Here is a 22,985-nt window from a genome sequence, read left to right as displayed (position 1 = left end):
CCTCTGCCGGGAGGCGAGGGGGCCGTTATGCCGTACGTCGTACGGTCAGCGGGTCTGGTGACCGGCCTTCAGGGACAGCTGGTCCAGGTTGGCGTCGCACTGATCGCCCTCGTTGCACGAGATCATCAGCGTGTTCGCGCCCTTGACGAGGTTGACGTAGGCGTACGTCGTCGTCCAGCCCTTCTCCAGATCGCCCTCGGGGGCCTTCGCGAAGTTCTCCATGTTGATGGAGCGCGGGTCCTCCTTGTTGACGGTCAGGGAGGTCTTGGCGTCCTTGCCCGGCACGCCGTACGTCACGAACAGCGTGTACTCACCGGCCTCCGGCACCTCGACGGACCAGGTCGCCGAGCGGCCCACCTCATTGAGGTTGATGTACTGCCCGTTCTCGCTCTTGGCGCCCTTCACCGTGTTGTCGAGCTCCGCCGTGCCGCCCAGCAGGAGCGCGGCCGCGTCCTGCTTCGGGAGCTCCGCCGGGGGCGAGGAGGACGGGGAGGGCTCCGGGGTCGGGGACTGCTCGACCTGATTGCCCGGGCCCTCCGAGGACGTCGCCTCGGCCTTCTTGTCCTTGTCGCCGTCGCTCGTCATCAGCGCCGCGCCGATGCCGATGAGCACCACCGCGACGACCGCGACCGCGGCGATCAGCAGACCCTTGGTGTTCGGGCCGCCCTTGCCGGAGCCGCCGCCGCGACCGCCCTGCTGCGGCACCTGCGTGGTGGCCCCGCCGCCGGGATACGTCTCCGGAGCGGCGTACTGCGGGCTGGGCTGGCCGTACTGCCCCTGGGGCGGCTGCTGCGGGTAGCCGTACGGCGCCTGCTGCTGCGGCGGCACCTGCTGCCCGTACTGGCGCTCGCCGACGGTCCGCACCTGGTTGTACGAGGTCCGGGGCACACCCGGCTGGGCGGTGGGACCCGGGTAGCCGTAGCCGCCCTGCCCCGGCGGCTGCGCACCGGCCGCCTGCCCGTCCGCGTAGAGGTAGCCGAACGGATCGTCGTCCTCGGGTGTGCTCGCGCCGTTGTTCCCGGCCATCCCTGGGTCACTCCTCACCATGTCGCCAGCCGTCGCCGAATAGCGCCGGCCGACGCCGACCGGCCGAGCCTACCCCGAATGGACGATGTCAAGAATTGACAAGGAGCTCGGCGGGAACCCGGGCGGGGGCGCGCGGAAGAACGTCAGCCGGCTCTTCGGTGAACCTTCGAACGCGACCGCTTCTCCACGTACATCCGCTGGTCGGCGGAGCGCAGCACCTCTTCCGCGGTCATCCCGCAGGCCGCCCAGCCGATGCCGAAACTCGCCCCCACGCGCACCGCGCGCCCGTCGACCCGAATGGGCGGAATGATCGCATTGCGCAGGCGAACGGCCAGGTCAGCCGCGTCCGCCGCGCCCAGCCCGTCCGCGAGGACGACGAATTCGTCACCCCCGAGCCGGGCGACGGTGTCCCCGTCCCGGACACAGGTGGTCAGCCGCCGGGCCACCTCGATGAGCACCGCGTCACCCGTGTGGTGCCCGAACCGGTCGTTGATCGACTTGAAGCCGTCCAGGTCGCAGAAGAGGACCGCGAGCCCCTTCGCCCCGTCGTCCCGCGATGTGTCCGGCGCCACGGCGTGCACATGGTGGTCGAAGGGATGCGTACCCGGACCGCCGGCCGGGTAGTGCCCCCGCGTCTCGTCCACGTCCCCGTACGCCGCGTCCACCGCCTCGACGTCGGTCGTCGCCGCCGCGTCCGGGCGGGCGCACAGCCGGGCACCGAGCCGGGTCCGCAGCTCCGCGCTGTTGGGCAGCCCGGTGAGCGCGTCGTGCGAGGCGCGGTGCGCGAGGTTCAGCTCATGGCGCTTGCGCTCCTCGATGTCCTCCACATGCGTCAGCAGGAAGCGCGGCCCGTCCGCGGTGTCCGCGACGACGGAGTTGCGCAGCGACACCCACAGATAGGAGCCGTCCCGCCGGCCCAGGCGCAGCTCGGCCCGGCCGCCCTCGGCGGAGGTGCGGAGCAGGGTGCCGATGTCCTCGGGGTGGACCAGGTCGGCGAAGGAGTAGCGGCGCAGCACCGACGCGGGGCGGCCGAGCAGCCGGCACAGCGCGTCGTTCGTCCGCAGCAGCCGCCCCTGCTGGTCGCCGCCCAGCTCGGCGATGGCCATGCCGCTGGGGGCGTACTCGAATGCCTGGCGGAAGGATTCCTCGCTGGCCCGGAGCGCCTGCTGTTCGCGCTCCAGCCGGACCAGGGCCCGCTGCATGTTGGCCCGGAGTCTGGCGTTGCTGATCGCGATGGCGGACTGCGAGGCGTACATATGGAGCGCTTCGCGGCCCCAGGCGCCCGGGCGGCGTCCGTTGCGCGGCCGGTCGACGGATATGACGCCCAGCAGGTCCGGGCCGCCGCCGGAGGCGTACATCGGGGCGTACAGCCGGTCCTGCGGGTGCCACTCGTCCTCGAAGCGGGGCTCCGGGCCCTCCGTGTGCCACTGCGGCACGTCGTCGTCCAGGAGGACCCAGCCCTCGGTGTGCGGTATGAACCGCAGCCCGTCCCACGCCTCGCCCATGAGCAGCCGGCGCTCCCAGGACGCGCGGGAGCCGACCCGGCCGGTGATCAGGGCCTCGGCGGCATGGTTCCCGGCGAGGGCGGCGACGACGAGGTCGCCGTCGGGACGGACGAGGTTGACGCAGGCAAGCTCGTAGCCGAGATTGGCGACGATCCCGTCGGCCACCGTCTGCAATGTGTCGGCCAGGCTCCGCGCCGTGTTGAGATCGGCGACGGCCTGGTGCAGCTGCCGCATCGTCGCGAGACGGACGTAGGGCTCCGACTCGGCGTCCATCGCTCGCACTCCCCGAGACCTCGACAGCACTCCAGAATTCATATCGACGTACGTGACGTACTTACTGCAGTGTCACGGCCACTGAATCACAGCGAGCTGTGCACCCGGTACACAGGGTCAGCAAATATTGCACTCTGTGACTCAAGTCACAAACGAGCGGGAAGGGGTCGCGGCAGGTCGGAGGAGTGGCGGGGAGGGCGGTCCTAGGACCCGGCTGGTCCCCTGGCCCGATGCGGGGGTGCGGAACGCGCGGCTAGCGTTCCCGGTGTGTTGCAGACGAAACCCCCCACCCCGCGCGCCGAGCCCGTCCCCCATGCTGAGGGGGTGAGCAACGAAGAGTTCCGTGCCGCCCTGTCCCGGCTGGCGGCCGGCGTGGTGCTGGTCACCGCCCAGGAGCCGCCGCTCGACGAGGACGGCCGCGGTGAGGACGTCGGCATGACCGCGACCGCCTTCATGTCCGTGTCCCTGGACCCGCCGCTGGTGATGGTGAGCCTGCGCAACGACTCGCGGATGGACGACCTGCTCGCGGAGCAGCCGCTGTGGGCGGTGTCCGTGCTGGCGGAGAGCCAGCGGCACATCGCGGGCCGGTTCGCGATGAAGGGCCGGATCAGCGACCGGCTGCTCTTCGAGGACATCCCGTACGTACGCGGCGAGGTCACCGGTGCACCGCTGGCGGGCGGCGCGCTCGCGACCCTGGAGTGCCGCACGGAGCAGCGGGTGGTCGCGGGCGACCACACCCTGGTGATCGGCCGCGTGCTGGGGGCACGGGTCCCGAGTGGGGACGGCGGGCCGCTGACGTACTTCCGGGGCAAGTACCGGCAACTGGGCTGAGCCGGGCCCCACCAGCCCCGGGGGCGGCCCTACCAGTCGCGCCCCGAGCGACCCCGCTTCGTATCGCTGCGCTGCTTCTTCTCCCGCAGCCGGCGTTCGTTGATCCCTCGGGGGATCTTCTTCTTCACGCGCGGCCTGGGCGGCGGGGCGGACGCCTCCGCCAGGAGGGCCGCGAGGCGCACGGCGGCCGTCTCGCGGTTGCGCCACTGCGAGCGGTGCTCCGACGCGCGTACCGCGATCACACCGCCGGTCAGCCGGCCCGCCAGCCTTTCCAGCGCGCGTTCCTTCCACACCTGCGGCAGCGCCTCGGTCGCCGCGAGGTCGAAGCGCAGCTCGACCTGCGAGTCGCTGGTGTTGACGTGCTGCCCGCCGGGCCCGGAGGACCGCGAGAAACGCCACATCAGCTCGGCCTCCGGCAGGGAGACCGAGCCGCGGATGACATAGGGCCCGGACATGACACCCATGTTCCCCGCCCCACCAGCTGTTCGTCACCTCTTTTTGCGGTGCCCCGGCCCCCATTCGGCAAAGAAAGTAAAGCCGGGCGGAACCTCGTGGTCCCCTGTCGGCGTTATGACCTGTGACGGTAACTTCGTGACCGCGAAGCCCGCACCCGACAGATGAAAGGGACTTCCCATGGCAGTAAGCCTGTCCAAGGGCGGCAACGTCTCCCTCACCAAGGAGGCCCCCGGCCTCACCGCCGTCACGGTCGGCCTCGGCTGGGACGTCCGTACCACCACCGGCACCGACTTCGACCTCGACGCCTCGGCGATCGCGGTCAACACGGGCGGCAAGGTCTACTCCGACGGCCACTTCGTCTTCTTCAACAACAAGGCGACCCCGGACCAGACCATCGTGCACACCGGTGACAACCTCACGGGTGCGGGCGAGGGCGACGACGAGCAGATCAACGTCAACCTGGCGGGCCTGCCGGCCGACGTCGACAAGATCGTCTTCCCGGTCTCGATCTACGACGCCGAGACCCGCAGCCAGAACTTCGGCCAGGTGCGCAACGCGTACATCCGCATCCTCAACCAGGCCGGCGGCGCCGAGATCGCCCGCTACGACCTGAGCGAGGACGCCGCCACCGAAACCGCCATGGTCTTCGGCGAGCTGTACCGCAACGGCGCCGACTGGAAGTTCCGCGCCGTGGGCCAGGGTTACGCCTCCGGCCTGCGCGGCATCGCCCAGGACTTCGGCGTCACCCTCTGACGCGGGCAAGCCCTTCCGAGGAGCCCCCGGCCGAACGTCCTGCGGCCGGGGGCTCCCGCATGTCCGGACGCCCGATCCCGTCAGACCCGGTCCCGGCCGGTCAAAGGCCGCCGGATAACGAACATGACAGCTCCTCAGTCGGACAAGAACTGGTCAAGGAAATGTGAGGCATTTGTTGGTACACCGTCAATAGAGCTGATTCGGTGGCAGGCTCCCGGCTCGTAACCCCCCACGGAACGAGCAACGGAGTTTGTATGACCCCCCACATCACCACCCGTCGCGCCGCAGCCCTGGCCGCCGTAGCCGCGATGGTCCTCGTCGGCATGCAGTCCGGTGCGGCGAACGCCCGCCCGGCCACCCCCGGCGACTCCGCCTCCACCACCCCGGCCTTCGGCAGCGCCTCGGTGCGCACCGCCGCCATCAAGTCCGCCCAGTCCGACGCCTCCTCCACCGCCTCCACGCTGAAGCTGGGCGCCAAGGAGAAGCTGATCGCGCGTGACGTGATCAAGGACGCCAACGGCACCGTCCACACCCGCTACGAGCGCACCTACGCCGGGCTGCCCGTCCTCGGCGGCGACCTCGTCACCCACACCGCCGCGAACGGCAAGCTCAAGAGCGTCACCAAGGCGACCACCGCCCGCATATCCGTGCCGTCCACCACGCCGAAGATCAAGACCGCGGCGAGCGCCCGCACGGTGATCTGGGCCGGTGACGGCACCCCCGTCCTCGCCCTGGAATCCGTGCGGACCGGCGTCCGGAAGGACGGCACCCCCAGCCGCAAGCGCGTCATCACCGACGCCACCACCGGCAAGGTCCTCCAGAGCTACGAGGAGATCGAGACCGCCGGCATCGGCAACAGCCAGTACAGCGGCAAGGTCGACCTCACCACCACCGCGTCCGGCTCCGGCTTCGAGCTGACCGACGGCGACCGCGGCGGCCACAAGACGTACGACCTGAACCAGGGCTCCAGCGGCACCGGCGACCTCGTCACGGACGACGACGACACCTGGGGCGACGGCACCGGCGACGACCGCCAGACCGCCGCGGTGGACGCCCACTACGGCGCCGCGCAGACCTGGGACTTCTACAAGTCGGCCTTCGGCCGCGACGGCATCGCGGGCGACGGCAAGGCCGCGTACTCCCGGGTCCACTACGGCAACGCGTACGTCAACGCCTTCTGGGACGACAGCTGCTTCTGCATGACGTACGGCGACGGCGCCGACAACAAGAGCGCCCTCACCGCCCTCGACGTCGCCGGTCACGAGATGAGCCACGGCCTCACCTCTTCCACCGCCAACCTGAACTACTCCGGCGAGTCCGGCGGGCTCAACGAGGCCACGAGCGACATCCTCGGCACCTCCGTCGAGTTCTTCGCCGACAACGCGACCGACGTCGGCGACTACCTCATCGGCGAGGAGATCGACATCAACGGCGACGGCAGCCCGCTGCGCTACATGGACGAGCCCAGCAAGGACGGCGGCTCGGCCGACTACTGGGACAGCAGCGTCGGCGACCTCGACGTCCACTACTCCTCCGGCGTCGCCAACCACTTCTTCTACCTGCTGTCCGAGGGCAGCGGCGCGAAGACCATCAACGGCGTCGACTACGACTCCCCGACCTCCGACGGCTCCACCGTCACCGGCATCGGCCGGGACAAGGCCGTCCAGATCTGGTACAAGGCCCTGTCCGAGTACATGACCTCCACCACCGACTACGCGGACGCCCGCACCGCCACCGAGAAGGCGGCGACGGACCTCTACGGCGCCGACAGCGCCGAGCTCAAGGCCGTCGACGCGGCCTGGAGCGGCGTCAACGTGAAGTAACCCGTACGCGGGAAGCGGGAGCCGGTCAGCCGTCCGCGGCGGGCCGGCTCCCGCCGTACAGCCACGCCTTCCACAGGTCCGACAGGTCCTGGCCCGTCTCCTCCTCCACATACGCCGTGAAGTCGGCCGTCGACGCGTTGCGGTGCCGGTACTTCTTCGTCCACCCCCGCAACAGCGCGAAGAACTCCTCGTCGTCGTCCACCGCCTCGCGGATCTTGTGGATGACCATCGCCCCGCGTCCGTACACCGGTTCGTCCGAGATCTCCGCGGCCGACGGCGGATCGGCGGGCGGGAAGGCCCAGTTGTCCTCGTCCTCGTAGGCGTGCTCGAACGACTCCTCGGCCGGGGTGTCCTCCTTCTCCTCCTTCCACAGCCATCCCGCGTACGTCGCCAGGCCCTCGTTCAGCCACATGTCGCGCCAGCTCTCCGGCGTGACCGAATCGCCGAACCACTGGTGTGCCATTTCGTGCACGAGTGTTTCGAGGTCCGGCGGGCCGGGGAAGACGGGCCGGTTCTGCGTCTCCAGCGCGTACCCGGCGTCGTCCTCGCGCTCCACGATCGCGCCCGTCGCGGAGAACGGATACGGACCGAAGTGCTCCGACTCCCACGCCACGACCTCCGGGACCCGGGCGACCGTCCGCGCGCTCGCCTCCGCCACCTCCGGGTCCACGGCCGTGAACACGGTGATGCCGCCGGCCATCGTGGACGTCTTCGTCTCGAACTTCCCGATGGCCAGGGTCGCGAGATAGCTCGCCATCGGCTCGGCGGTGTGCCAGCGGAAGGTCGTGCGGCCCTTCTCGGTGACCGGCGGGCCCGCCATCACTCCGTTGGAGACCGCCGTCAGCCCCTTCGGGACGGTGACCGTCAGGTCGTACGCGGCCTTGTCGCCCGGGTGGTGGTTTCCCGGGAACCAGGCCATCGAACCGGTCGGCTCGCCGAGGGCCAGCGCCCCGTCGTCGGTCGGCAGCCAGCCCTCCTCGGACTCGTCCGGGTCGGTGATCGTCTTCGGGGAGCCGGAGTAGCGCACGACGGCACGGAACGTCTCGCCCTTCCGCAGCCGGTCCTCGACCTTCGCGTCCGTACGGAGCGTCAGCTCGTCGCCCGCCCGGTTCACGGCGGCCGGACGCCCCTCCACGGTCGCCGAGTCCACGGTCAGCCCGGCCAGGTCCAGATTGAACGAGCTGAGATCCTGCGTGGCCCGCGCGGTGATCTCGGCCGTCCCGCGCAGGGTCTGCCCGTCCGGGTCCACGTCGAGCGTGAGGCCGTAGTGCGTGACGTCGTAGCCCCCGTTGCCCAGCTTCGGGAAGTACGGATCGCGCACCCCGGACGCGCCCGGTCTGCCCTCCACCCCGCCCGTGCAGGCGGGCGCGAGAAGGGCGAGGGCGAGCAGGGGGAGGGCGGCGCGGGCCGCCCTCCGGCGGGCCGGGGTTCGATGATCCACACGGATGATCCTATGTGCGGAATGTCGTAATCCGGAGGTGGTCGCCGAGCTCACAGCACCGCGATCCCCAGCGGCCGTTCGCCCGCCGCCAGACGGACCGGCGGGGTCTTCCCGTCGAGAGCGACGACCGTGATGCCGTTCCAGTAACCGTCCCGGGTGAAGCCTCCTGTGACGTACGCCGTACGGCCATCCTGTGACACGGCGACGTCCTCGTGCGGGCCGTCCAGCTTCACGACGCGCTCGGAGCCGTCCGGTTCACGGATCGTCAGCGACGCCTCCTCGTCGTCGGATGCGATCGGGCCGGTGCCTACGACAAGCAGCGTGCCGTCCGGGGCGAGCGCCGCGCCGTGCTGGTGGGTGTTGGCCGTCATCCGCTCGACGGCCACCTTCCCGGTGCGCGGGTCGAGGACCGCGAGCCGCTCGCCCTCGAACGGCAGCAGCAGCTTCCCGTCGGACGGCCGGACCACCGCGTAGTGCGGCTTCAGCCAGGACCCGAGCCCGCCCTCGGTGCCGTACGGGGCGACCTCCATGCGCCGCGCGCGGAGCGTGTCCGTACGGACGGACGTCACGTCGAACGAGTCGTGCCCGGTGGCGTACGCCTCCGAGCCGTCGCGCGACACGTCCACGTCGAAGGGCCGACGCCCGACGGGGACCGTGCCGGTCACCTTCCGGGTCGCGGTGTCGATGACCTCAAGCACCCCGTTCCCACCGGGCACGTTGACACCGACATACGCGTGCCGGCCATCGGGGGCCAGCGCTATACCCATCCCGCCGCCACGGTATTCACCCGTCGTCACGGGGCCCGTCCGCGTCTTGTACGGGATCAGGTCCAGCCGTGTCCGCTTCTCGGTGTCCACGACCGCGACGCCCTCGGCGGTACTGACCCACGCCCGTCCGTCCGCGCCCACCGCGATGCCATAAGGGGCGGTACCGACCTTCACCCGGTCGAAGGCACCTCGTACCGGGTCCACGAAGGACACGGTGTCGGCCCCGAAGTCGGCGACGAGCAGCGTCCCTTCGGGGGTGGTGCGCGGGGCGGGCGTGACGGTGGGCGCGGGGGCCTGCGCGGCCGGCGGGGTACCGGGGGACGCGGGCGCGTCGGGGGCGGCGCACCCGGCGAGCACGGCCGCAGCGGCGACGACGGCCAGGAGGGCGGGCAGAGGGCGTCGGGCGCGGTCCCCGGCTCGGCGGGCGCTCATCGCGTACCCCCGCTGTCCGGCGCCTCCGCGCCGTGCGCGCCCCGCAGCAACGCCACGATCCCCGCGAACCCGCGCCGCTCCGCGTGCTCCAGCGCGGTCACCCCGTCCCCGTCCGCAAGACCCGGCGTCGCGCCCGCCGCGAGCAGCAGCTCCACGATCTCCTGGTGCGCCCGGCCGCCGTCGCCGAGGATCACGGCCTCCAGCAGGGCGGTCCAGCCCAGCCGGTTGACGTGGTCGACGTCGATGTCGGTGGCCCGCAGCAGCTCCCGTACGTACGCGACATGACCGCGCTCGCTCGCCGGGATCAGCGCGATCCCGCCGAACCGGTTCCGCAGTTTCAGGTCCGGCCCGGCCGGCAGCAGGACGTGCAGCATCTCCACGCTGCCCGTGACACCGGTGGCCAGCCAGGGGCTCTCCTCGCGCCGGTCCTGCGCGTCCGGGTCCGCGCCCGCCGCGACGAGCAGCCGGGCCGCCGCGACGTGGTCGCCGTGGACGGCCAGGAGCAGCGGGGTGCGCAGCTCCTCGTCGCGTGCGTCGACCCGGGCGCCGCCCTCGATCGCGGTCCGCACCCCGTCGGTGTCGCCGGTGCGCGCGGCGTCGAGCAGCTGGTGATCGAGGGCGTTCATGTCCGTCTCCCGGGGAGGTGTGCGTACGTACTACTTGGCGAGGGCGGCGACGCCGGCCCGGGCGAACTTCTCGTCCAGGTCGCCGCTCGGGGCGCCCGCGACGCCGATGCCCGCCACCGGGGCGCCCTTGACCTGTACGGGGGCGCCGCCCGCGAGGAACAGTGTGCCGGGGATGTCCTTCAGGTTCGGGGCCTGGGCGAGGCGCTTGGCCAGCTCGGAGGTCGGGGCGTTCCACGACACGGCGGTGTACGCCTTCTTCTCGGCCGACTCGTACGCCTGCGGGCCCGAGCCGTCGCCGCGCAGGGTCAGGATCGTGTTGCCGTTGCGGTCGACCACCGAGACCGCGACGCGCTGGTTCTCCTTCTTCGCCGCGTCCAGGGCGGCCTTCGCGGCCTTCGTCGCGGCGTCGAGCGTCAGGTGCGTCGACTGCTGGAGGTTGCGGTGCGCGGTGTCGGCCTTGACGGTGGTCGCGGGGGCGGCGGCCGGGGCGGACGCGTTCGCGGACATCGCGCCGAAGGTGCCGGCCCCGAGGGCTGCGGCGGCGACGGCACCGGTCAGGACACGGGTACGCAGCGACATCTTCTTCATCAGGGGCTCCTCAGCGGGGGGACGGAAGCGGGTGGTTCCCGCGTCCTGTCATCCATCGTTGGCCCACAACCGCCCCCGGACGGTCGTCGTACCGGCTCGACCCGGCACCCGGAACGGCTGACGTACCCATCGGCCGATCGGTTGATGCGCGGACGGCCGACCGGCGGGACGATGAAATGTCCACGCAGGTCAGCGGGGTCCATCCAGGACCGGAGAACAGGGGTAACCGAGGTGCGGAACGGGTACGAGGACGGGCCCCGGCCCGCGCCGGAGCGGGACGCGGACGGCACCCGCTCCCTCGCCCTCCTCATGCACGCCGCGTTCTTCCTGCTCCTCGGCGCCTCGCTCGCCCGGTTCCTGCTCCGGCACCCCGGTGAGGCCCGCACGCCCTGGATCATCGGTCTGTCGATCGCCCTGGCCGTGCTCTATGTCATCGGGCCCGTGCTCGGCTCGCGCCCCACCGCCCGCAGCCTCGTCTGGCTCGGCGGGCTCGTCGTCGTGTGGATGGTGGTGGTCGTCCTCGCGCCCAGCTTCGCCTGGTGCGCGGTGCCGCTCTTCTACACCGGGCTGCGCATCCTGCCGCCCCGTGCCGCGTACGCGCTCGTCGCGCTGCTCACCCTGTTCGTCGTCGCCGCGCAACTCCGCCTCGCGCACGGCTTCGACCCCAACCTCGTGCTCGCCCCGCCCGCCGTCGCCGCCGTCGCCACCGCCGTGTTCGTCCATATGCAGCGCCAGGCCGTACGGCAGAGCAGGCTCATCGACGACCTGCTCCGCACCCGCCGCGAACTCGCCGCGACCGAGCGCCGCGAAGGCACCCTCGCCGAACGCCAGCGGCTGTCCATGGAGATCCACGACACCCTCGCCCAGGGCCTGTCCAGCCAGCAGATGCTCCTCCAGGCCGCCGACCGCACCTGGGACACCGACCCGGCCGCCGCCCGACGCCACATCCGTACCGCCGAAGGCATCGCCGAACGCAATCTCGCCGAGGCCCGCCGCTTCGTCCACGACCTGGCCCCCGCCGACCTGGCCGAGGGCGGCGGCCTCGACGCCGCCCTGCACGCACTCGCCGCCCGCGAAACCTCCCAGGCACAGGGCAGGCTCACCGTGCGCTGCCACATCGAGGGCGCCCCGCACACCGTGCTGCCCGACCGCACCCAGTCCGCCCTACTGCGGATCGCCCAGGGCGCCCTGGCCAACGTCACCGAACACGCGGGCGCCACCGAGGCCGCCCTCACGCTCACGCACCTGGACGACCGCACCGTCCTCGACATCGCCGACAACGGCCACGGCTTCACGCCCACCGCCGGCGCACCCGGCGGGGTGCGCGGCCACGGGCTGCCCGCCATGCGCGCCCGCCTCCACCAGCTCGGCGGCACCCTCACCATCGAATCGGCCCCCGGCGAAGGCACCGTCGTCACCGCCACCGTCCCCGTCGCCCCCACCCCCCAGGACCCCGCATGACCGCCGACCAGACCCCGGACCCCACCGCCGACACGACCGCAGAGCGCATCCGCATCCTGCTCTGCGACGACCACGCCGTCGTACGTGCCGGGCTCCTCGCCCTCCTCGGCAGCGAACCCGACATCGAGGTCATCGGCGAGGCGGGCAGCGGCGAGGAGGCCGTCGCGCTCGCCGCCCGGCTCACCCCCGACGTCGTGCTGATGGACCTCCAGCTCGGCACCGGTATCGACGGCGTCGAAGCGACCCGCCGCATCGCGGCCGGCCCCGGCACCCACGTCCTCGTCCTCACCACGTACGACACCGACGCCGACATCACGCGCGCCATCGAGGCGGGCGCCACCGGCTATCTGCTCAAGGCCGAACGGCCCGAGGAGCTGTTCGCCGCGATCCGCTCCGCCGCCCAGGGCCGCACCACGCTCTCCCCGCCCGTCGCCAGCCGCGTGATGGCCCGCATGCGCGCACCGCGCCCCACGCTCACCGACCGCGAACGCGACATCCTCGGCCAGCTCTCCCGGGGCCTCGGCAACCGCGAGATCGCCCGCGCCCTGTTCATCAGCGAGGCCACGGTCAAGACGCACCTGGGCCGCATCTACGACAAGCTCGGCGTCGACACCCGCGCGGGCGCCGTCGCCGTCGCCAAGGAACAGCGCCTGCTGCCCTGAAGCCCCGTCCGCCGGTGGCGGGCCCGACACGCCGGGCATGACACCATCGAACCGTGCTCGACATCGGCTACTCCCTCTCCCGCCGCTTCCCCGACCCCCCGCAGACCGACTACCGCCGCGCGGACGTCCACGCGCTGCGGCACGACCTGTTCTCCGGGGACGTCTACCTCGCGGACACCAAGGAGGACCGCGAAGTATCCACAGCCTGGGGATGGGTGCCGGTGCTCGACTTCGCCTGGGCGCTGTGCGACATCGTGGAGCGGATCGACCAGGACCCGCGCGGCAGCCGCTCGCACCGCCGCCAGCAGGCCGAGCTCGACTTCACCGAGTCCGCCGACCGCATGCTCTTCGAGCGCCGCTTCGGCTGGGTCGACATCGAGGCCGACTGGATGGACCCCGAGGAACCGCCCCTCACCTTCAGCCACTCCCTCCTGCGCCGCGAAGCCCGCGACTTCCTGCACGACCTGATCGCCGACCTGGCCGACATGCACGAGGGCCTGGCCGACAACCCGGCCGTCTGGGATCTCCAGGCCCGCTTCCCCCGCCTCTGACCGGGCCCGGCCAAGCGCCTCACGCCTCCACCCGCACCCCGATCTGCGCCGCGAACGCCGGCGCCAGCTCCATCAGCTGCACCGGGCTGATCACCGCACCCGCCAGCCGCTCCACCCCGCGCGCGATGTCCAGCTCCGCGACCGCCCGGAAGTCCACCGACTCCATCCGCGCCGCGCTGAAGTCCGCCCGCTTCAGCGCGCAGTCCCGGAACTCGACCCGCGTCAGCCACGCACCCCCGAAGTCCGGCTCCGCCAGCACACAGCCCTCGAAGACCACGTCCGTCAGCCGGGCCTCGCGCAGATTCAGGTAGTCGATCTTCCCGCCCCGCACCACCACCCGCTCCAGCACCGCGCCGTGCAGCTGCGTCCCGCCCAGCCGCGCATCCACCACCTCGACGTCCCTCAGCGACGCCTCCGCGAGATCGGTGCCCACCCCCCGTACGCCCGTCAGCACCGAATCGATGAACCGGGCCCGCACCAGCTCCGCCCGGTCCAGGGCGCAGCCCTCCAGCGCGCAGTCCATGAACCGCGCACCCCGCCCCACCGCGTCCGCCAGGTCCACGGACGCCCCGAACCGCACCCCGTCGTAATCCCCGTCCGCTTCGAGCCCGCCCTCCTCGAAATCCACCAGCGGCGGCAACCGCACCTCCGGCCGCCGCGCCGCCTTCACCCCACCGCTCCGACCACCACCGCGCACCATGCCCCCATCGTGACGCACGCCACTGACAACGCCCCGCCGACGCTTGACCTCAACCTCTCTTGAGGTCGCAGGCTGGGGCCATCAGAGCCCACACACCACTCCGGGGGACCCCGCCATGCACGCCGTACGCCTCCACGCCTTCGGCCCCGCCGAGAACCTCGTCCACGAGCGGACCGAGGACCCCGTCCCCGCACCCGGCCAGGTCCGCATCGCCGTCCGCGCCGCCGGTGTCCACCTCCTCGACACGACACTGCGCCAGGGCCTCCCCGGCCCCTTCCCGCCCGCCCCGCTGCCCACCATCCCCGGCCGCGAGATCGCCGGCACCGTCGACGCCCTCGGCGAAGGCACCGACACCACCTGGCTCGGCCGCGACGTCGTCGCCCACCTCGGCAACGTCCCCGGCGGCTACGCCGAACTCGCCGTCAGCGACACCGACCGGCTCCACCTCGTACCCGAAGAACTCGGCCACGCGGAAGCCGTCGCCATGATCGGCACCGGCCGCACCACCCTCGGCATCCTCGGCTTCACCCCCCTCGGCCCCGACTCCCTCGTCCTCGTCACCGCCGCCGCCGGAGGCATCGGCACCCTGATCGTCCAGTACGCCAAGAACGCCGGAGCCACCGTCATCGGCCTCGCGGGCGGACCCGCCAAGACCGCCCGCGTCCAGGAGAACGGCGCCGACCTCGCCGTCGACTACACCCGCCCCGACTGGCCCCACCACGTCCGCACCCACCTGGACGCCCTCGGCCGGCGCGCCACCGTCGTCTACGACTCCGTCGGCTCCACCACCGCCCGCGCCGCCGTCGGCCTCCTCGGCAAGGGCGGACAGCACGTCATCTACGGCCGGTCCGGCAACGGCCACGCTTACTCCCCCACCGACGACGAACTCGAAGCACGCGGCATCACCTCCCAGAACGTCCTCGGCCCCGGCCTGTTCCGCAAGGGCGGTGGACCGCGCGCGCTCGAAACCCGCGCCCTCGCCGAAGCCGCCGCCGGCCGCCTGCGCCCCGCGGTCCAGAGCTACCCGCTCGCCCGCGCCGCCGACGCCCACCGCGACCTGGAGACCCGGGGCACCATCGGCAAGGTGGTCCTCATCCCCTGACGGCGGACCCCGCCCGGCTCACGCCCCGCCCAGCTCCGCCAGCGCCCCGTCGGTCAGCCGGTACACCGTCCACTCGTCCTGCGGACGCGCGCCCAGCGACTCGTAGAACGCGATCGACGGGGCGTTCCAGTTCAGCACCGACCACTCCAGGCGCTCGTAACCCCGCTCGACGCAGATCCGCGCCAGCTCCGTCAACAGCGCCTTCCCATGCCCGCCACCGCGCCGCTGCGGGCGTACGTACAGGTCCTCCAGGTAGATGCCGTGCACCCCACGCCACGTCGAGAAGTTCAGGAACCAGAGCGCGAAGCCGACGACCTCGCCGTCCTCGTCCGACTCCGCGATGTGCGCGAAGGCGGCCGGCCGCTCGCCGAACAGCGCCTCCCGCAACTGCTCCTCCGTCGCACGGACCTCGTGCAGCGCCTTCTCGTAATCGGCCAGCTCACACACCATGGCGTGGAGTACGGGGACATCGGCGGGGGTAGCGGTACGAATCATGCGTGCAGCGTAAACACCGCCCCGCCGGAAGCCGCGCCCGGCCCGTACACCGGCCCATACGCCCGGCCCGTCCGTCAGACGGACCCCCGCACCACCCGCGCGATCTCCGCCTGCTCCGGCGCCAGCCGCCGCGCCCCGCCCTCCGCCGACCAGCACGCGTTCTGGAGCACCCGCCCCAGCGTCCAGGCCGCCGCCCGCCCCCGGTCGAGCCCCAGCACCCCGGTCATCGCGTCGAACCGCTTCCCCACCGCGTCCGCGTCGAAACGGTCCACCAGTGCGGGCAGCAGTTCGAACCCCGGGTCCCCCACCAACGGCTTCGGGTCGATGGCCACCCACCCGGCGCCGCCCTCCCGCGCCAGCACGTTCCCGAAGTGCAGGTCCCAGTGCAGCAGCCGGTCCCCCGGCTCCCCCGCCACCTCACGCACCGCCGCCGCACAGTCCCGTACGAGCGCCCGCTCCTCCTCGTCCACCAGCGCCGTCACGACACCGGGCGCGGCGGCCAGCATCCGCGCGGCGGCCTCCCCGAGCCCGCGCAGCCCGGCCCCGTACCCGGCACCGGCCGCCCCGAATCCAGCCCCGGCCCCCTTCGCACCCGCCCCCGGACGCACCGCCGTCAGCTCCGCCAGCAGCCCCGCGATCACCCGGACCGCCCGGTCCGGGTCCGGTTCACCCGCCAGTGAACGGTGTCCGTCCAGCCGCTCCAGGAGCATCGACCCGGACTCCGGATCGTGCTCCAGCAACCGCACCGCCCCGGCCCCCGCCGCACCCCACAGCCGCAGCGCGACCGGCTCCCCCGCCGTCTCCGCGTCCACCGGCTGCAACTTCAGCACCGCCCGCCGCCCGTCCCCCGCCCGCACCACCGGCAGGACCAGCGCGCACACCCCGTACATCGCCGCACCGTCCCGGCGCAGCCCCCACCGCTCCAGGAACTCCGCCGCCAGCCCCGGCAGCGCGGCCACGAACGCCCGGCCCGCCGCCCCGTTGTATGCGGACTGAGTAGCGAGGAGCGCATCCGGGATGTCGATCACGCCCCCGATCGTAGGAGCGTGCGTCAATCGGGCATGCCCTCCGGCCACCCAGCCCCGCCCGCCCGGCCCCGCACCACCCTCACCGGGCGGCGGCTCCGCGCCCTGGGGCGTGCCCTCGGCTCCTGGATCCGCAGCGCCCCCGGCACGTACCTCTGGCTGACCGCCCTCTTCGTCACCACGGTGATCGTCCACCAGATGTCACCGGCCTTCGAGGAGGAGTTCCTCCGCCAGCGCTCCACCAACATTCACGAGCTCTCCCGTAACCCCGTCCGCGTCCTCATCACCAGCGCCTTCTGGATCGACGGCGGACAGTGGCTCCCCTACGCCGTCCTCTACACCGTCTTCCACGCCCCCGCCGAACGACGCCTCGGCACCCCGCGCTGGCTCACCGTCGCCGCCACCGCACACATCCTCGCCACCCTCGTCAGCGAAGGCATCCTCGCCTGGGCCATCAGCCACGGCCACGCCCCGGCCACCGCCGCCAACACCCTCGACGTGGGCGTCAGCTACGCCCTGGCCGGCGTGGTCGCGGTCCTCACTTATTACGTCCCCCGCCCCTGGCGCCCCGTGTACCTCTTCGCGGTCCTGGTGATCTACACGGTCCCCCTGATCACCGACCCGACCTTCACGGACATCGGCCACCTGACAGCGGCCCTGATCGGCCTGGGGTGCTACCCGCTGACGCGGCGCGAGGCATAAAAAAACCAGGCCGGGGAAGACCGGCCTGGCAGTGGAGCCCCCTGTCGGATTCGAACCGACGACCTACGCATTACAAGTGCGTTGCTCTGGCCAGCTGAGCTAAGGAGGCGTGCCGGAGCAGTCTAACCAACCCGGCCCCCGGCACCGCGCAGAAATTTCGCAGGCGGAATTCACAGCCTGGTAACTACTGACAGATTCGAAACCTCCAGGTAGCGTCGTCGCAGGTTCACTCCGATGGACCAGACCACTCCCTTACAACGGATCGTCCGGCACGTTCCTGCCGGTGGAGGAGAAGAATCAGCATGGCCAGTGTCACGTTCGACAAGGCGTCCCGCGTCTACCCCGGCTCCACGAAGCCCGCGGTCGACCAGCTTGAGATCGACATCGCGGACGGCGAGTTCCTCGTCCTCGTCGGTCCCTCCGGTTGCGGCAAGTCCACCTCGCTCCGCATGCTCGCGGGTCTTGAGGACGTCAACGGCGGTGCGATCCGCATCGGTGACCGCGACGTCACGCACCTGCCCCCGAAGGACCGGGACATCGCCATGGTGTTCCAGAACTACGCCCTGTACCCGCACATGACCGTCGCGGACAACATGGGCTTCGCGCTCAAGATCGCCGGTGTGAACAAGACCGACATCCGGGCGAAGGTCGAAGAGGCCGCCAAGATGCTGGACCTCACCGACTACCTGGACCGCAAGCCGAAGGCGCTCTCCGGTGGTCAGCGCCAGCGTGTGGCGATGGGCCGCGCGATCGTGCGTGAGCCGCAGGTCTTCCTCATGGACGAGCCGCTGTCGAACCTCGACGCCAAGCTCCGCGTCTCCACCCGTACGCAGATCGCCTCGCTCCAGCGCCGTCTGGGCATCACCACCGTGTACGTCACGCACGACCAGGTCGAGGCCCTCACCATGGGCGACCGCGTCGCGGTCCTCAAGGACGGCCTCCTCCAGCAGGTCGACTCGCCGCGCAACATGTACGACAAGCCGGCGAACCTCTTCGTGGCCGGCTTCATCGGCTCCCCCGCGATGAACCTGGTCGAGGTCCCGATCACCGACGGCGGCGTGAAGTTCGGCAACAGCGTCGTCCCGGTCTCCCGCGAGGCCCTGACCGCCGCCGCGAACCGCGGCGACACCACCGTCACGGTCGGCATCCGCCCCGAGCACTTCGACATCGTGGAGCACGGCGGCGCCGCCGCGAAGTCCCTCACCAAGGACTCCTCGGAGGCCCCGGCCGGCCTGGCCGTCTCGGTCAACGTGGTCGAGGAGCTCGGCGCCGACGGCTTCGTCTACGGTGCCGCCGAGGTCGGTGGCGAGCACAAGGACCTGGTCGTCCGCGTCGGCGGCCGCGCCGTCCCGGAGAAGGGCACCAAGCTGCACGTCGTGCCCCGCCCGGACGAGCTGCACGTCTTCGCCACGTCGACCGGTGAGCGCCTCACCGACTGACCTCGCGCACGCTGTACGGTGGCCCCGCACGATCTCCGTGCGGGGCCACCGCGCGTCGCGGCCCGGGGCCCGAACGCCTTCGAAACGCCGGAGGCGTTTGAAGCGGGCGAAGGCGGAATCCCCGCCAGAACGGGCATTTCGCTTCCATTCGTCAACACGCGATTCGAAAAGCACACTCGAACCATCCCCCGCGAGGGTGACGTAATGTCGCCACGCCATCACCGGCCGCTACGCTCGGCTGCGTGACCCACACCGTGCGCCGTATCGGCCGAACTCTCGCTTTCGTACTGCCCGTCGTCATGGTCCTGTCCGGGACCCTCGCGGTCACCGCCGTGCCGTGGGCAGCCAGCAACTCCGACTCGCAGCTGCTCGCCGCGTCGGCCCGTACCGTCTCCGACGCCAAGGGTGCCGAGGCCGCCGTCAAGCCGCGCGCCCCGCAGGACGTCCTGCGCGACCGGCTCCTCCAGGAGCTCCGCGCCAAGGACCCGGGGGTCGCGCTGACGGACCTCCAGCGCGCCGTCGAAGGACGCCCGTCGCTCGCCAAGCACTGCATGTCCATCGCGAAGACCCTGGGCAAGGCCGCCGTCGAGAAGTACGGCCCGACGCGCGCGCACCGCTTCTCGCGCCCCGTCTGCGACACCTCGTTCGCCTCGGGTGTCGCCCAGTTCAGCTGACCGACGCGACGCTCCCCGCTGCCGGGCACGGCTTATCGTGCCTGGCATGCATACGTTTCCGACGCAGGCCGTGATCCTGGCAGGTGGCCAGGGGTCACGGCTGCGCCCGTATACCGATGACCGCCCCAAGCCGATGGTCGAGATCCCGGGCACCGGGACTCCGATCATCGGCCATCAGCTTTCCTGGCTGGCCGCCGAGGGCGTGACCGACGCCGTGGTGTCGTGCGGGCATCTGGCCGAGGTGCTCCAGGAGTGGCTGGCCGACGCGGTGCTGCCGCTGCGCGTGACCACGGTGGTGGAGTCCGAGCCGCTGGGGCGCGGCGGCGGCCTGAAGTACGCGGCGGCCCGGCTGCCCGAGCCGGACGAGCCGTGGTACGCGACCAACGGCGACATCTGGACGCGGTTCTCGCTGCGCGAGATGGCCGCGTTCCACGCGGAGCGCGACGCCACGGCGACACTCGCGCTGGCACGGCCCCGGATTCCGTGGGGCGCGGTCGAGACGGACGCGTTCGGGCACATCACCGACTTCATCGAGGCGCCGCCGTCGCCGTATCTGATCAATGCCGGGGTATACGTGTTCTCCCCCGCCTTCACGGGAGCGCTGCCGGACCGCGGCGACCACGAGCGGACCACGTTCCCCCGGCTCGCCCGCGAACGCCGGCTGGCCGGCTATCCGTTGCCGCACGGGGCGTACTGGCGGGCGATCGACACCGCGAAGGACCTGACGGAGGCCGCCAAGGAGCTGGACGGGCGGTAGGGCGTACGGGAACGGGGTGGGCCCGGAGGGATTCCCTCCGGGCCCACCCCGTTCCCGTACGGGCGTCCGCGCGTCAGCCGAGGAGGCCGCCGATCGGGTTGCGGCCCCCGCTGCCGTCGTCGCCGCCCGAAGAGGCGCCGGGGTCGGGGTCGGTGCCGCCGGTGCTGGAGCCGCCGCCGGTGCCGGTGGTCCCGGAGGAGCTGGGGCCGGAGCTGGTGGCGGGGGGCTGCTGGGGGGTGCTCTGCTGCGGGGGCTGCTGGCCGGTGCCCTGGGTCTGGCTGGGCTGCCCGGTGCTCGCGCCCGCCGCCTGGCCCGTCTCCCGGACGCTCTCCGAGGAGGGGGTCGAGGCGTCGGCGGACGGGGTGTGCGGTGCCGTGCTGTGCGAGGGCGTGGGCTGGTGGCCGGTGGGGCTCTTGGACGCCTTGCCCTTGCGGGACTTGTCGGGGAGGGGCGAGCCGGGCAGCTGGTTGGTCGGGACGCCGTGCGGGCCGGGAACGGTGACGACCTCCGTCGAGCGGACGGCGCCGCCGAGGACCGAGCCGATGAGCAGGGTCAGGCCGACGACGACGCTGGCGACGACGGCGCCCCGGCGCAGCACGCGGCGGCGCAGGTCCCAGATCTCGGAGCGGGGGCCGAGCTTGCGCCAGGCTTCCCCGGCGAGCCGTCCGTCGATGGAGTAGACGGGGGCGCCCGCGATGATCAGCGGGCTCCAGGCGGCGAGGTAGATGATGTCCGGCGCGTCGTACGCGGCGACGGTGCGCCAGCTGACCGTGACCAGGAGGGCGGCGGACAGCAGGGCGCCGACGGTGGCGGCGACGCGCTGCCAGAGCCCGAGGACGGTGAGGACGCCGACGACGACCTGGAGGAAGGCGATCGAGAGCCCGGCGCCGACGGGGTGCGACAGAGCGAACTCGCGCAGCGGCTCGGCCAGCGCCCACGGGTGCAGCGAGTTGAGCCACTTGACCATCGAGCCGCGCTCGCCGCCGTCGAAGTAGACGGGGTCGCAGAGCTTGCCCATGCCGGCGTAGATGGAGATGAAGCCGAGGAAGACCCGCATCGGCAGCAGGACGACGCCGAGGTTCATCCGCCGGCCCGGGTAGTACGCGTGGCGTACATCGTCCGTGCCGCCCTGGCGGCGGCCGCCGCCCTCCTCGTCGGTGAGGCCGACGGCGGGCTCGTCGTCGTACGGGCCCCGCGCGTCGTAGCCGTCCGGGTCGTACGGGCCGGGGTCAACGGGGTCGTAGGCGCCGACCGCCCGCCGCATCGGGGGCAGCAGCGGGCCGCCGGAGCGGGGGGCGCCGATGACCGGGGTGGGCTGGGTCTCTTCGAGGGGGGACTCGTCGAGGCGCGGGATGACCTGGGTGCCGGTGCCGCCGCGCCCCTGGTCGAACTCGTAGGAGGCGTACGGGTCGTAGGGGTCGTACGCGGTGTCGGGGCGGCCCGCGGTGGAGTTCCGTACGGCCTGGAGGAGTCCGGTGGCGCCGGGGTCGCCGGGGGCGGACTTGCCGCTCCAGACGACGGGGGCGCGCCGGCCGCGGCCGGCTCCGGGGGCGCTCATGGCGGGAATCCTGGGCGCGCCGGCGGGGGTCACACCGCGCAGCCGTGCGCGCTGGCCGGGGGCGAGCTGCACCCGGAAGCTGGCGTGGTTGACGATGACCTGCGCAGGGTCGCAGTCCACCTTGGTCATGCTCAGGGCGGGTAGTTCGTCGAACCGAGGCGTTCTGGTGTCCACACTCATCTAACCGAGTGATGTGTGATTAGGACACTGCCTTGACCGTGTCGAAGGTGTCCGAGACCCGTCAACAGGTGGTGGGGGGTTGCGCGGGGGCGCGTGCACGTGCGCGCACGCCCCCGCGTGGTCCCTGGGACCGGGTCCGGTCAGGCGCGGCGGCGCGCGACCTCGTACATGACGATGCCCGCGGCGACACCGGCGTTGAGCGATTCGGCACCGCCCGGCATGTTGATGCGGACCCGGTAGTCGCAGGTCTCGCCGACGAGGCGGCCGAGACCCTTGCCCTCGCTGCCGATGACGACGACGACGGGCCCGCCGAGCGCTTCGAGGTCCTCGACGGTGTGCTCACCGTCGGCGGCGAGGCCGACGACCGCGATGCCGTCCTTCTTGAACGCTTCGAGGGCGCGGGTCAGGTTGGTGACCTTGGAGACGGGGGTACGGGCGGCGGTGCCGGCCGATGACTTCCAGGCGCCCGCGGTCATGCCGGCCGCGCGGCGCTCGGGGACGACGACGCCGTGGCCGCCGAAGGCGGAGACGGATCGGACGATCGCGCCGAGGTTGCGCGGGTCGGTGACGCCGTCGAGGGCGACGATGAGCGGGTCCTCGCCGTTGTCGTACGCGGCTTCGAGGAGGTCCTGCGGGTCGGCGTACTCGTAGGGCGGGACCTGGAGGACGAGGCCCTGGTGGTTGAGCCCGCCCGTCATGCGGTCCAGCTCGGGGCGCGGCGCCTCCATGAGGTTGATGTTGCCGCGCTCACCGGCGAGCTGGAGGGCCTCACGGACGCGCTCGTCGTTGTCGATGTACTGCTGGACGTAGAGCGTGGTGGCGGGGACGCCGTCGCGCAGGGCCTCGTACACCGGGTTGCGGCCGACGACCATCTCCGAGGTGCCCTTGACGCCGCCGCGCCGGGGGGCGGGGCGGCGGTTGGCGGCCTGCTTGGCCTTGGCGGTCGCGATGCGGTTCTTCTTGTGCTTCTTGCGCTGCTCGGCGGGCGGGGTGGGGCCCTTGCCTTCGAGGCCCCGGCGTCGCTGGCCACCGCTGCCGACCGTGGCGCCCTTCTTGTTGGACGTGCGGCGGTTCCTGCGCTGGCTGTTCCCGGCCATGACCTACCTGTTTCGTTGCTTCGTCGTGCGTACGTATAAGTGCAGTGTGCCGCCCGGCGGA

Annotated in this window: 23 protein-coding genes and 1 tRNA gene; 11 read left to right on the top strand and 13 right to left on the bottom strand. The window is 72.1% G+C overall.

What is annotated here, in order from left to right; all coding sequences use genetic code 11:
- Positions 1 to 45: 45 nt before the first annotated feature.
- Together OG338_RS16265 and cdgB are read right to left on the bottom strand one after the other, a co-directional pair.
- Complete coding sequence (locus OG338_RS16265) at positions 46 to 1,026, bottom strand: carbohydrate-binding protein (RefSeq protein WP_405938005.1); 981 nt, start codon at positions 1,024 to 1,026, stop codon at positions 46 to 48.
- Positions 1,027 to 1,169: 143 nt separating this feature from the next.
- Entirely contained in the window at positions 1,170 to 2,804 is a 1,635-nt protein-coding gene (gene cdgB, locus OG338_RS16260) for a diguanylate cyclase CdgB (RefSeq protein WP_405938004.1), read from the bottom strand.
- Between the two features lie 324 nt (positions 2,805 to 3,128).
- Between cdgB and OG338_RS16255 the strand changes: the two genes are divergently transcribed.
- On the top strand, positions 3,129 to 3,635 hold the full coding sequence (locus OG338_RS16255) for a flavin reductase family protein (protein ID WP_405938003.1): 507 nt from the start codon (positions 3,129 to 3,131) through the stop codon (positions 3,633 to 3,635).
- A 29-nt stretch (positions 3,636 to 3,664) separates the two neighbouring features.
- Here the strand turns inward: OG338_RS16255 and arfB are convergent, their stop codons facing one another.
- Complete coding sequence (gene arfB, locus OG338_RS16250) at positions 3,665 to 4,099, bottom strand: alternative ribosome rescue aminoacyl-tRNA hydrolase ArfB (RefSeq protein WP_018101588.1); 435 nt, start codon at positions 4,097 to 4,099, stop codon at positions 3,665 to 3,667.
- Between the two features lie 169 nt (positions 4,100 to 4,268).
- Here arfB and OG338_RS16245 point away from each other — a divergent pair, with 169 nt between their 5' ends.
- On the top strand, positions 4,269 to 4,844 hold the full coding sequence (locus tag OG338_RS16245; RefSeq protein WP_330313017.1) for a TerD family protein: 576 nt from the start codon (positions 4,269 to 4,271) through the stop codon (positions 4,842 to 4,844).
- Positions 4,845 to 5,098: 254 nt separating this feature from the next.
- Positions 5,099 to 6,667 carry a M4 family metallopeptidase gene (locus OG338_RS16240; protein WP_405938002.1) on the top strand — a complete coding sequence of 523 codons (1,569 nt, stop codon included), beginning with the start codon at positions 5,099 to 5,101 and terminating at the stop codon, positions 6,665 to 6,667.
- A 25-nt stretch (positions 6,668 to 6,692) separates the two neighbouring features.
- Here OG338_RS16240 and OG338_RS16235 read toward each other — a convergent pair whose 3' ends face one another.
- From OG338_RS16235 to OG338_RS16220, 4 genes are read right to left on the bottom strand one after another with little or no spacing between them, the layout of a single operon-like run.
- Positions 6,693 to 8,108, bottom strand: coding sequence for a M1 family metallopeptidase (locus OG338_RS16235; RefSeq protein WP_405938001.1), 1,416 nt, complete (start codon positions 8,106 to 8,108; stop codon positions 6,693 to 6,695).
- Between the two features lie 50 nt (positions 8,109 to 8,158).
- Entirely contained in the window at positions 8,159 to 9,307 is a 1,149-nt protein-coding gene (locus OG338_RS16230; RefSeq protein WP_405938000.1) for a hypothetical protein, read from the bottom strand.
- Positions 9,304 to 9,933 carry an ankyrin repeat domain-containing protein gene (locus OG338_RS16225; RefSeq protein WP_405937999.1) on the bottom strand — a complete coding sequence of 210 codons (630 nt, stop codon included), beginning with the start codon at positions 9,931 to 9,933 and terminating at the stop codon, positions 9,304 to 9,306. Before OG338_RS16225 ends, OG338_RS16230 begins: the two co-directional genes overlap by 4 nt.
- Before the next feature lie 30 nt (positions 9,934 to 9,963).
- On the bottom strand, positions 9,964 to 10,521 hold the full coding sequence (locus tag OG338_RS16220; protein ID WP_405937998.1) for a heme-binding protein: 558 nt from the start codon (positions 10,519 to 10,521) through the stop codon (positions 9,964 to 9,966).
- 231 nt (positions 10,522 to 10,752) lie between these two features.
- Between OG338_RS16220 and OG338_RS16215 the strand changes: the two genes are divergently transcribed.
- The 3 genes from OG338_RS16215 to OG338_RS16205 are packed head-to-tail and all read left to right on the top strand — an operon-like array spanning position 10,753 to position 13,195.
- Positions 10,753 to 11,982, top strand: a complete 1,230-nt coding sequence (locus tag OG338_RS16215; protein ID WP_405937997.1) for a sensor histidine kinase — start codon at positions 10,753 to 10,755, stop codon at positions 11,980 to 11,982.
- On the top strand, positions 11,979 to 12,644 hold the full coding sequence (locus tag OG338_RS16210) for a response regulator (RefSeq protein ID WP_405937996.1): 666 nt from the start codon (positions 11,979 to 11,981) through the stop codon (positions 12,642 to 12,644). Before OG338_RS16215 ends, OG338_RS16210 begins: the two co-directional genes overlap by 4 nt.
- Before the next feature lie 53 nt (positions 12,645 to 12,697).
- On the top strand, positions 12,698 to 13,195 hold the full coding sequence (locus OG338_RS16205; protein WP_405937995.1) for a hypothetical protein: 498 nt from the start codon (positions 12,698 to 12,700) through the stop codon (positions 13,193 to 13,195).
- A 19-nt stretch (positions 13,196 to 13,214) separates the two neighbouring features.
- Here OG338_RS16205 and OG338_RS16200 read toward each other — a convergent pair whose 3' ends face one another.
- Positions 13,215 to 13,895: a pentapeptide repeat-containing protein gene (locus OG338_RS16200; RefSeq protein WP_405937994.1), complete on the bottom strand. Its 681-nt coding sequence runs from the start codon at positions 13,893 to 13,895 to the stop codon at positions 13,215 to 13,217.
- Between the two features lie 115 nt (positions 13,896 to 14,010).
- Here OG338_RS16200 and OG338_RS16195 point away from each other — a divergent pair, with 115 nt between their 5' ends.
- Positions 14,011 to 14,997, top strand: coding sequence for a zinc-binding dehydrogenase (locus OG338_RS16195; RefSeq protein ID WP_405937993.1), 987 nt, complete (start codon positions 14,011 to 14,013; stop codon positions 14,995 to 14,997).
- A gap of 18 nt (positions 14,998 to 15,015) precedes the next feature.
- Here OG338_RS16195 and OG338_RS16190 read toward each other — a convergent pair whose 3' ends face one another.
- The gene (locus OG338_RS16190) at positions 15,016 to 15,492 is read right to left on the bottom strand and encodes a GNAT family N-acetyltransferase (RefSeq protein WP_405937992.1); all 477 of its coding nucleotides are present in this window, start codon (positions 15,490 to 15,492) and stop codon (positions 15,016 to 15,018) included.
- A 74-nt stretch (positions 15,493 to 15,566) separates the two neighbouring features.
- Positions 15,567 to 16,520, bottom strand: a complete 954-nt coding sequence (locus OG338_RS16185) for an aminoglycoside phosphotransferase family protein (RefSeq protein ID WP_405937991.1) — start codon at positions 16,518 to 16,520, stop codon at positions 15,567 to 15,569.
- A gap of 33 nt (positions 16,521 to 16,553) precedes the next feature.
- Here OG338_RS16185 and OG338_RS16180 point away from each other — a divergent pair, with 33 nt between their 5' ends.
- On the top strand, positions 16,554 to 17,219 hold the full coding sequence (locus OG338_RS16180) for a rhomboid-like protein (RefSeq protein ID WP_405940439.1): 666 nt from the start codon (positions 16,554 to 16,556) through the stop codon (positions 17,217 to 17,219).
- 32 nt (positions 17,220 to 17,251) lie between these two features.
- Here the strand turns inward: OG338_RS16180 and OG338_RS16175 are convergent.
- A tRNA-Thr gene (locus OG338_RS16175) sits at positions 17,252 to 17,328 on the bottom strand.
- 193 nt (positions 17,329 to 17,521) lie between these two features.
- On the opposite strand from OG338_RS16175, the gene OG338_RS16170 reads away from it, so the two are divergent.
- From OG338_RS16170 to OG338_RS16160, 3 genes are all read left to right on the top strand, one after another.
- The gene (locus OG338_RS16170; protein ID WP_405937990.1) at positions 17,522 to 18,658 is read left to right on the top strand and encodes an ABC transporter ATP-binding protein; all 1,137 of its coding nucleotides are present in this window, start codon (positions 17,522 to 17,524) and stop codon (positions 18,656 to 18,658) included.
- Between the two features lie 242 nt (positions 18,659 to 18,900).
- Positions 18,901 to 19,332, top strand: coding sequence for a hypothetical protein (locus OG338_RS16165; protein ID WP_383305627.1), 432 nt, complete (start codon positions 18,901 to 18,903; stop codon positions 19,330 to 19,332).
- Positions 19,333 to 19,378: 46 nt separating this feature from the next.
- Positions 19,379 to 20,089, top strand: coding sequence for an NDP-sugar synthase (locus OG338_RS16160; RefSeq protein ID WP_405937989.1), 711 nt, complete (start codon positions 19,379 to 19,381; stop codon positions 20,087 to 20,089).
- A gap of 73 nt (positions 20,090 to 20,162) precedes the next feature.
- Here OG338_RS16160 and OG338_RS16155 read toward each other — a convergent pair whose 3' ends face one another.
- Together OG338_RS16155 and rlmB are read right to left on the bottom strand one after the other, a co-directional pair.
- Entirely contained in the window at positions 20,163 to 21,776 is a 1,614-nt protein-coding gene (locus OG338_RS16155; protein ID WP_405937988.1) for a DoxX family membrane protein, read from the bottom strand.
- A 191-nt stretch (positions 21,777 to 21,967) separates the two neighbouring features.
- Positions 21,968 to 22,924, bottom strand: a complete 957-nt coding sequence (gene rlmB / locus OG338_RS16150) for a 23S rRNA (guanosine(2251)-2'-O)-methyltransferase RlmB (protein WP_405937987.1) — start codon at positions 22,922 to 22,924, stop codon at positions 21,968 to 21,970.
- Positions 22,925 to 22,985: the final 61 nt, after the last annotated feature.

The organism is Streptomyces sp. NBC_00726 (genome assembly GCF_045161735.1).
GTDB lineage: Bacteria > Actinomycetota > Actinomycetes > Streptomycetales > Streptomycetaceae > Streptomyces.
Note: the sequence above shows the minus strand (reverse complement) of the source record. Positions and strands in the feature narration are given on the sequence as shown.

What these genes read in the sequence shown, in the direction of transcription:
- OG338_RS16265 (WP_405938005.1), bottom strand. Translation starts at nt 1,026, where the DNA reads ATGGCCGGGAACAACGGCGCGAGCACACCCGAGGACGACGATCCGTTC.
- cdgB (WP_405938004.1), bottom strand. Translation starts at nt 2,804, where the DNA reads ATGGACGCCGAGTCGGAGCCCTACGTCCGTCTCGCGACGATGCGGCAG.
- arfB (WP_018101588.1), bottom strand. Translation starts at nt 4,099, where the DNA reads ATGGGTGTCATGTCCGGGCCCTATGTCATCCGCGGCTCGGTCTCCCTG.
- OG338_RS16245 (WP_330313017.1), top strand. Translation starts at nt 4,269, where the DNA reads ATGGCAGTAAGCCTGTCCAAGGGCGGCAACGTCTCCCTCACCAAGGAG.
- OG338_RS16240 (WP_405938002.1), top strand. Translation starts at nt 5,099, where the DNA reads ATGACCCCCCACATCACCACCCGTCGCGCCGCAGCCCTGGCCGCCGTA.
- OG338_RS16230 (WP_405938000.1), bottom strand. Translation starts at nt 9,307, where the DNA reads ATGAGCGCCCGCCGAGCCGGGGACCGCGCCCGACGCCCTCTGCCCGCC.
- OG338_RS16225 (WP_405937999.1), bottom strand. Translation starts at nt 9,933, where the DNA reads ATGAACGCCCTCGATCACCAGCTGCTCGACGCCGCGCGCACCGGCGAC.
- OG338_RS16220 (WP_405937998.1), bottom strand. Translation starts at nt 10,521, where the DNA reads ATGAAGAAGATGTCGCTGCGTACCCGTGTCCTGACCGGTGCCGTCGCC.
- OG338_RS16210 (WP_405937996.1), top strand. Translation starts at nt 11,979, where the DNA reads ATGACCGCCGACCAGACCCCGGACCCCACCGCCGACACGACCGCAGAG.
- OG338_RS16200 (WP_405937994.1), bottom strand. Translation starts at nt 13,895, where the DNA reads ATGGTGCGCGGTGGTGGTCGGAGCGGTGGGGTGAAGGCGGCGCGGCGG.
- OG338_RS16195 (WP_405937993.1), top strand. Translation starts at nt 14,011, where the DNA reads ATGCACGCCGTACGCCTCCACGCCTTCGGCCCCGCCGAGAACCTCGTC.
- OG338_RS16190 (WP_405937992.1), bottom strand. Translation starts at nt 15,492, where the DNA reads ATGATTCGTACCGCTACCCCCGCCGATGTCCCCGTACTCCACGCCATG.
- OG338_RS16180 (WP_405940439.1), top strand. Translation starts at nt 16,554, where the DNA reads ATGCCCTCCGGCCACCCAGCCCCGCCCGCCCGGCCCCGCACCACCCTC.
- OG338_RS16170 (WP_405937990.1), top strand. Translation starts at nt 17,522, where the DNA reads ATGGCCAGTGTCACGTTCGACAAGGCGTCCCGCGTCTACCCCGGCTCC.
- OG338_RS16160 (WP_405937989.1), top strand. Translation starts at nt 19,379, where the DNA reads ATGCATACGTTTCCGACGCAGGCCGTGATCCTGGCAGGTGGCCAGGGG.
- OG338_RS16155 (WP_405937988.1), bottom strand. Translation starts at nt 21,776, where the DNA reads ATGACCAAGGTGGACTGCGACCCTGCGCAGGTCATCGTCAACCACGCC.
- rlmB (WP_405937987.1), bottom strand. Translation starts at nt 22,924, where the DNA reads ATGGCCGGGAACAGCCAGCGCAGGAACCGCCGCACGTCCAACAAGAAG.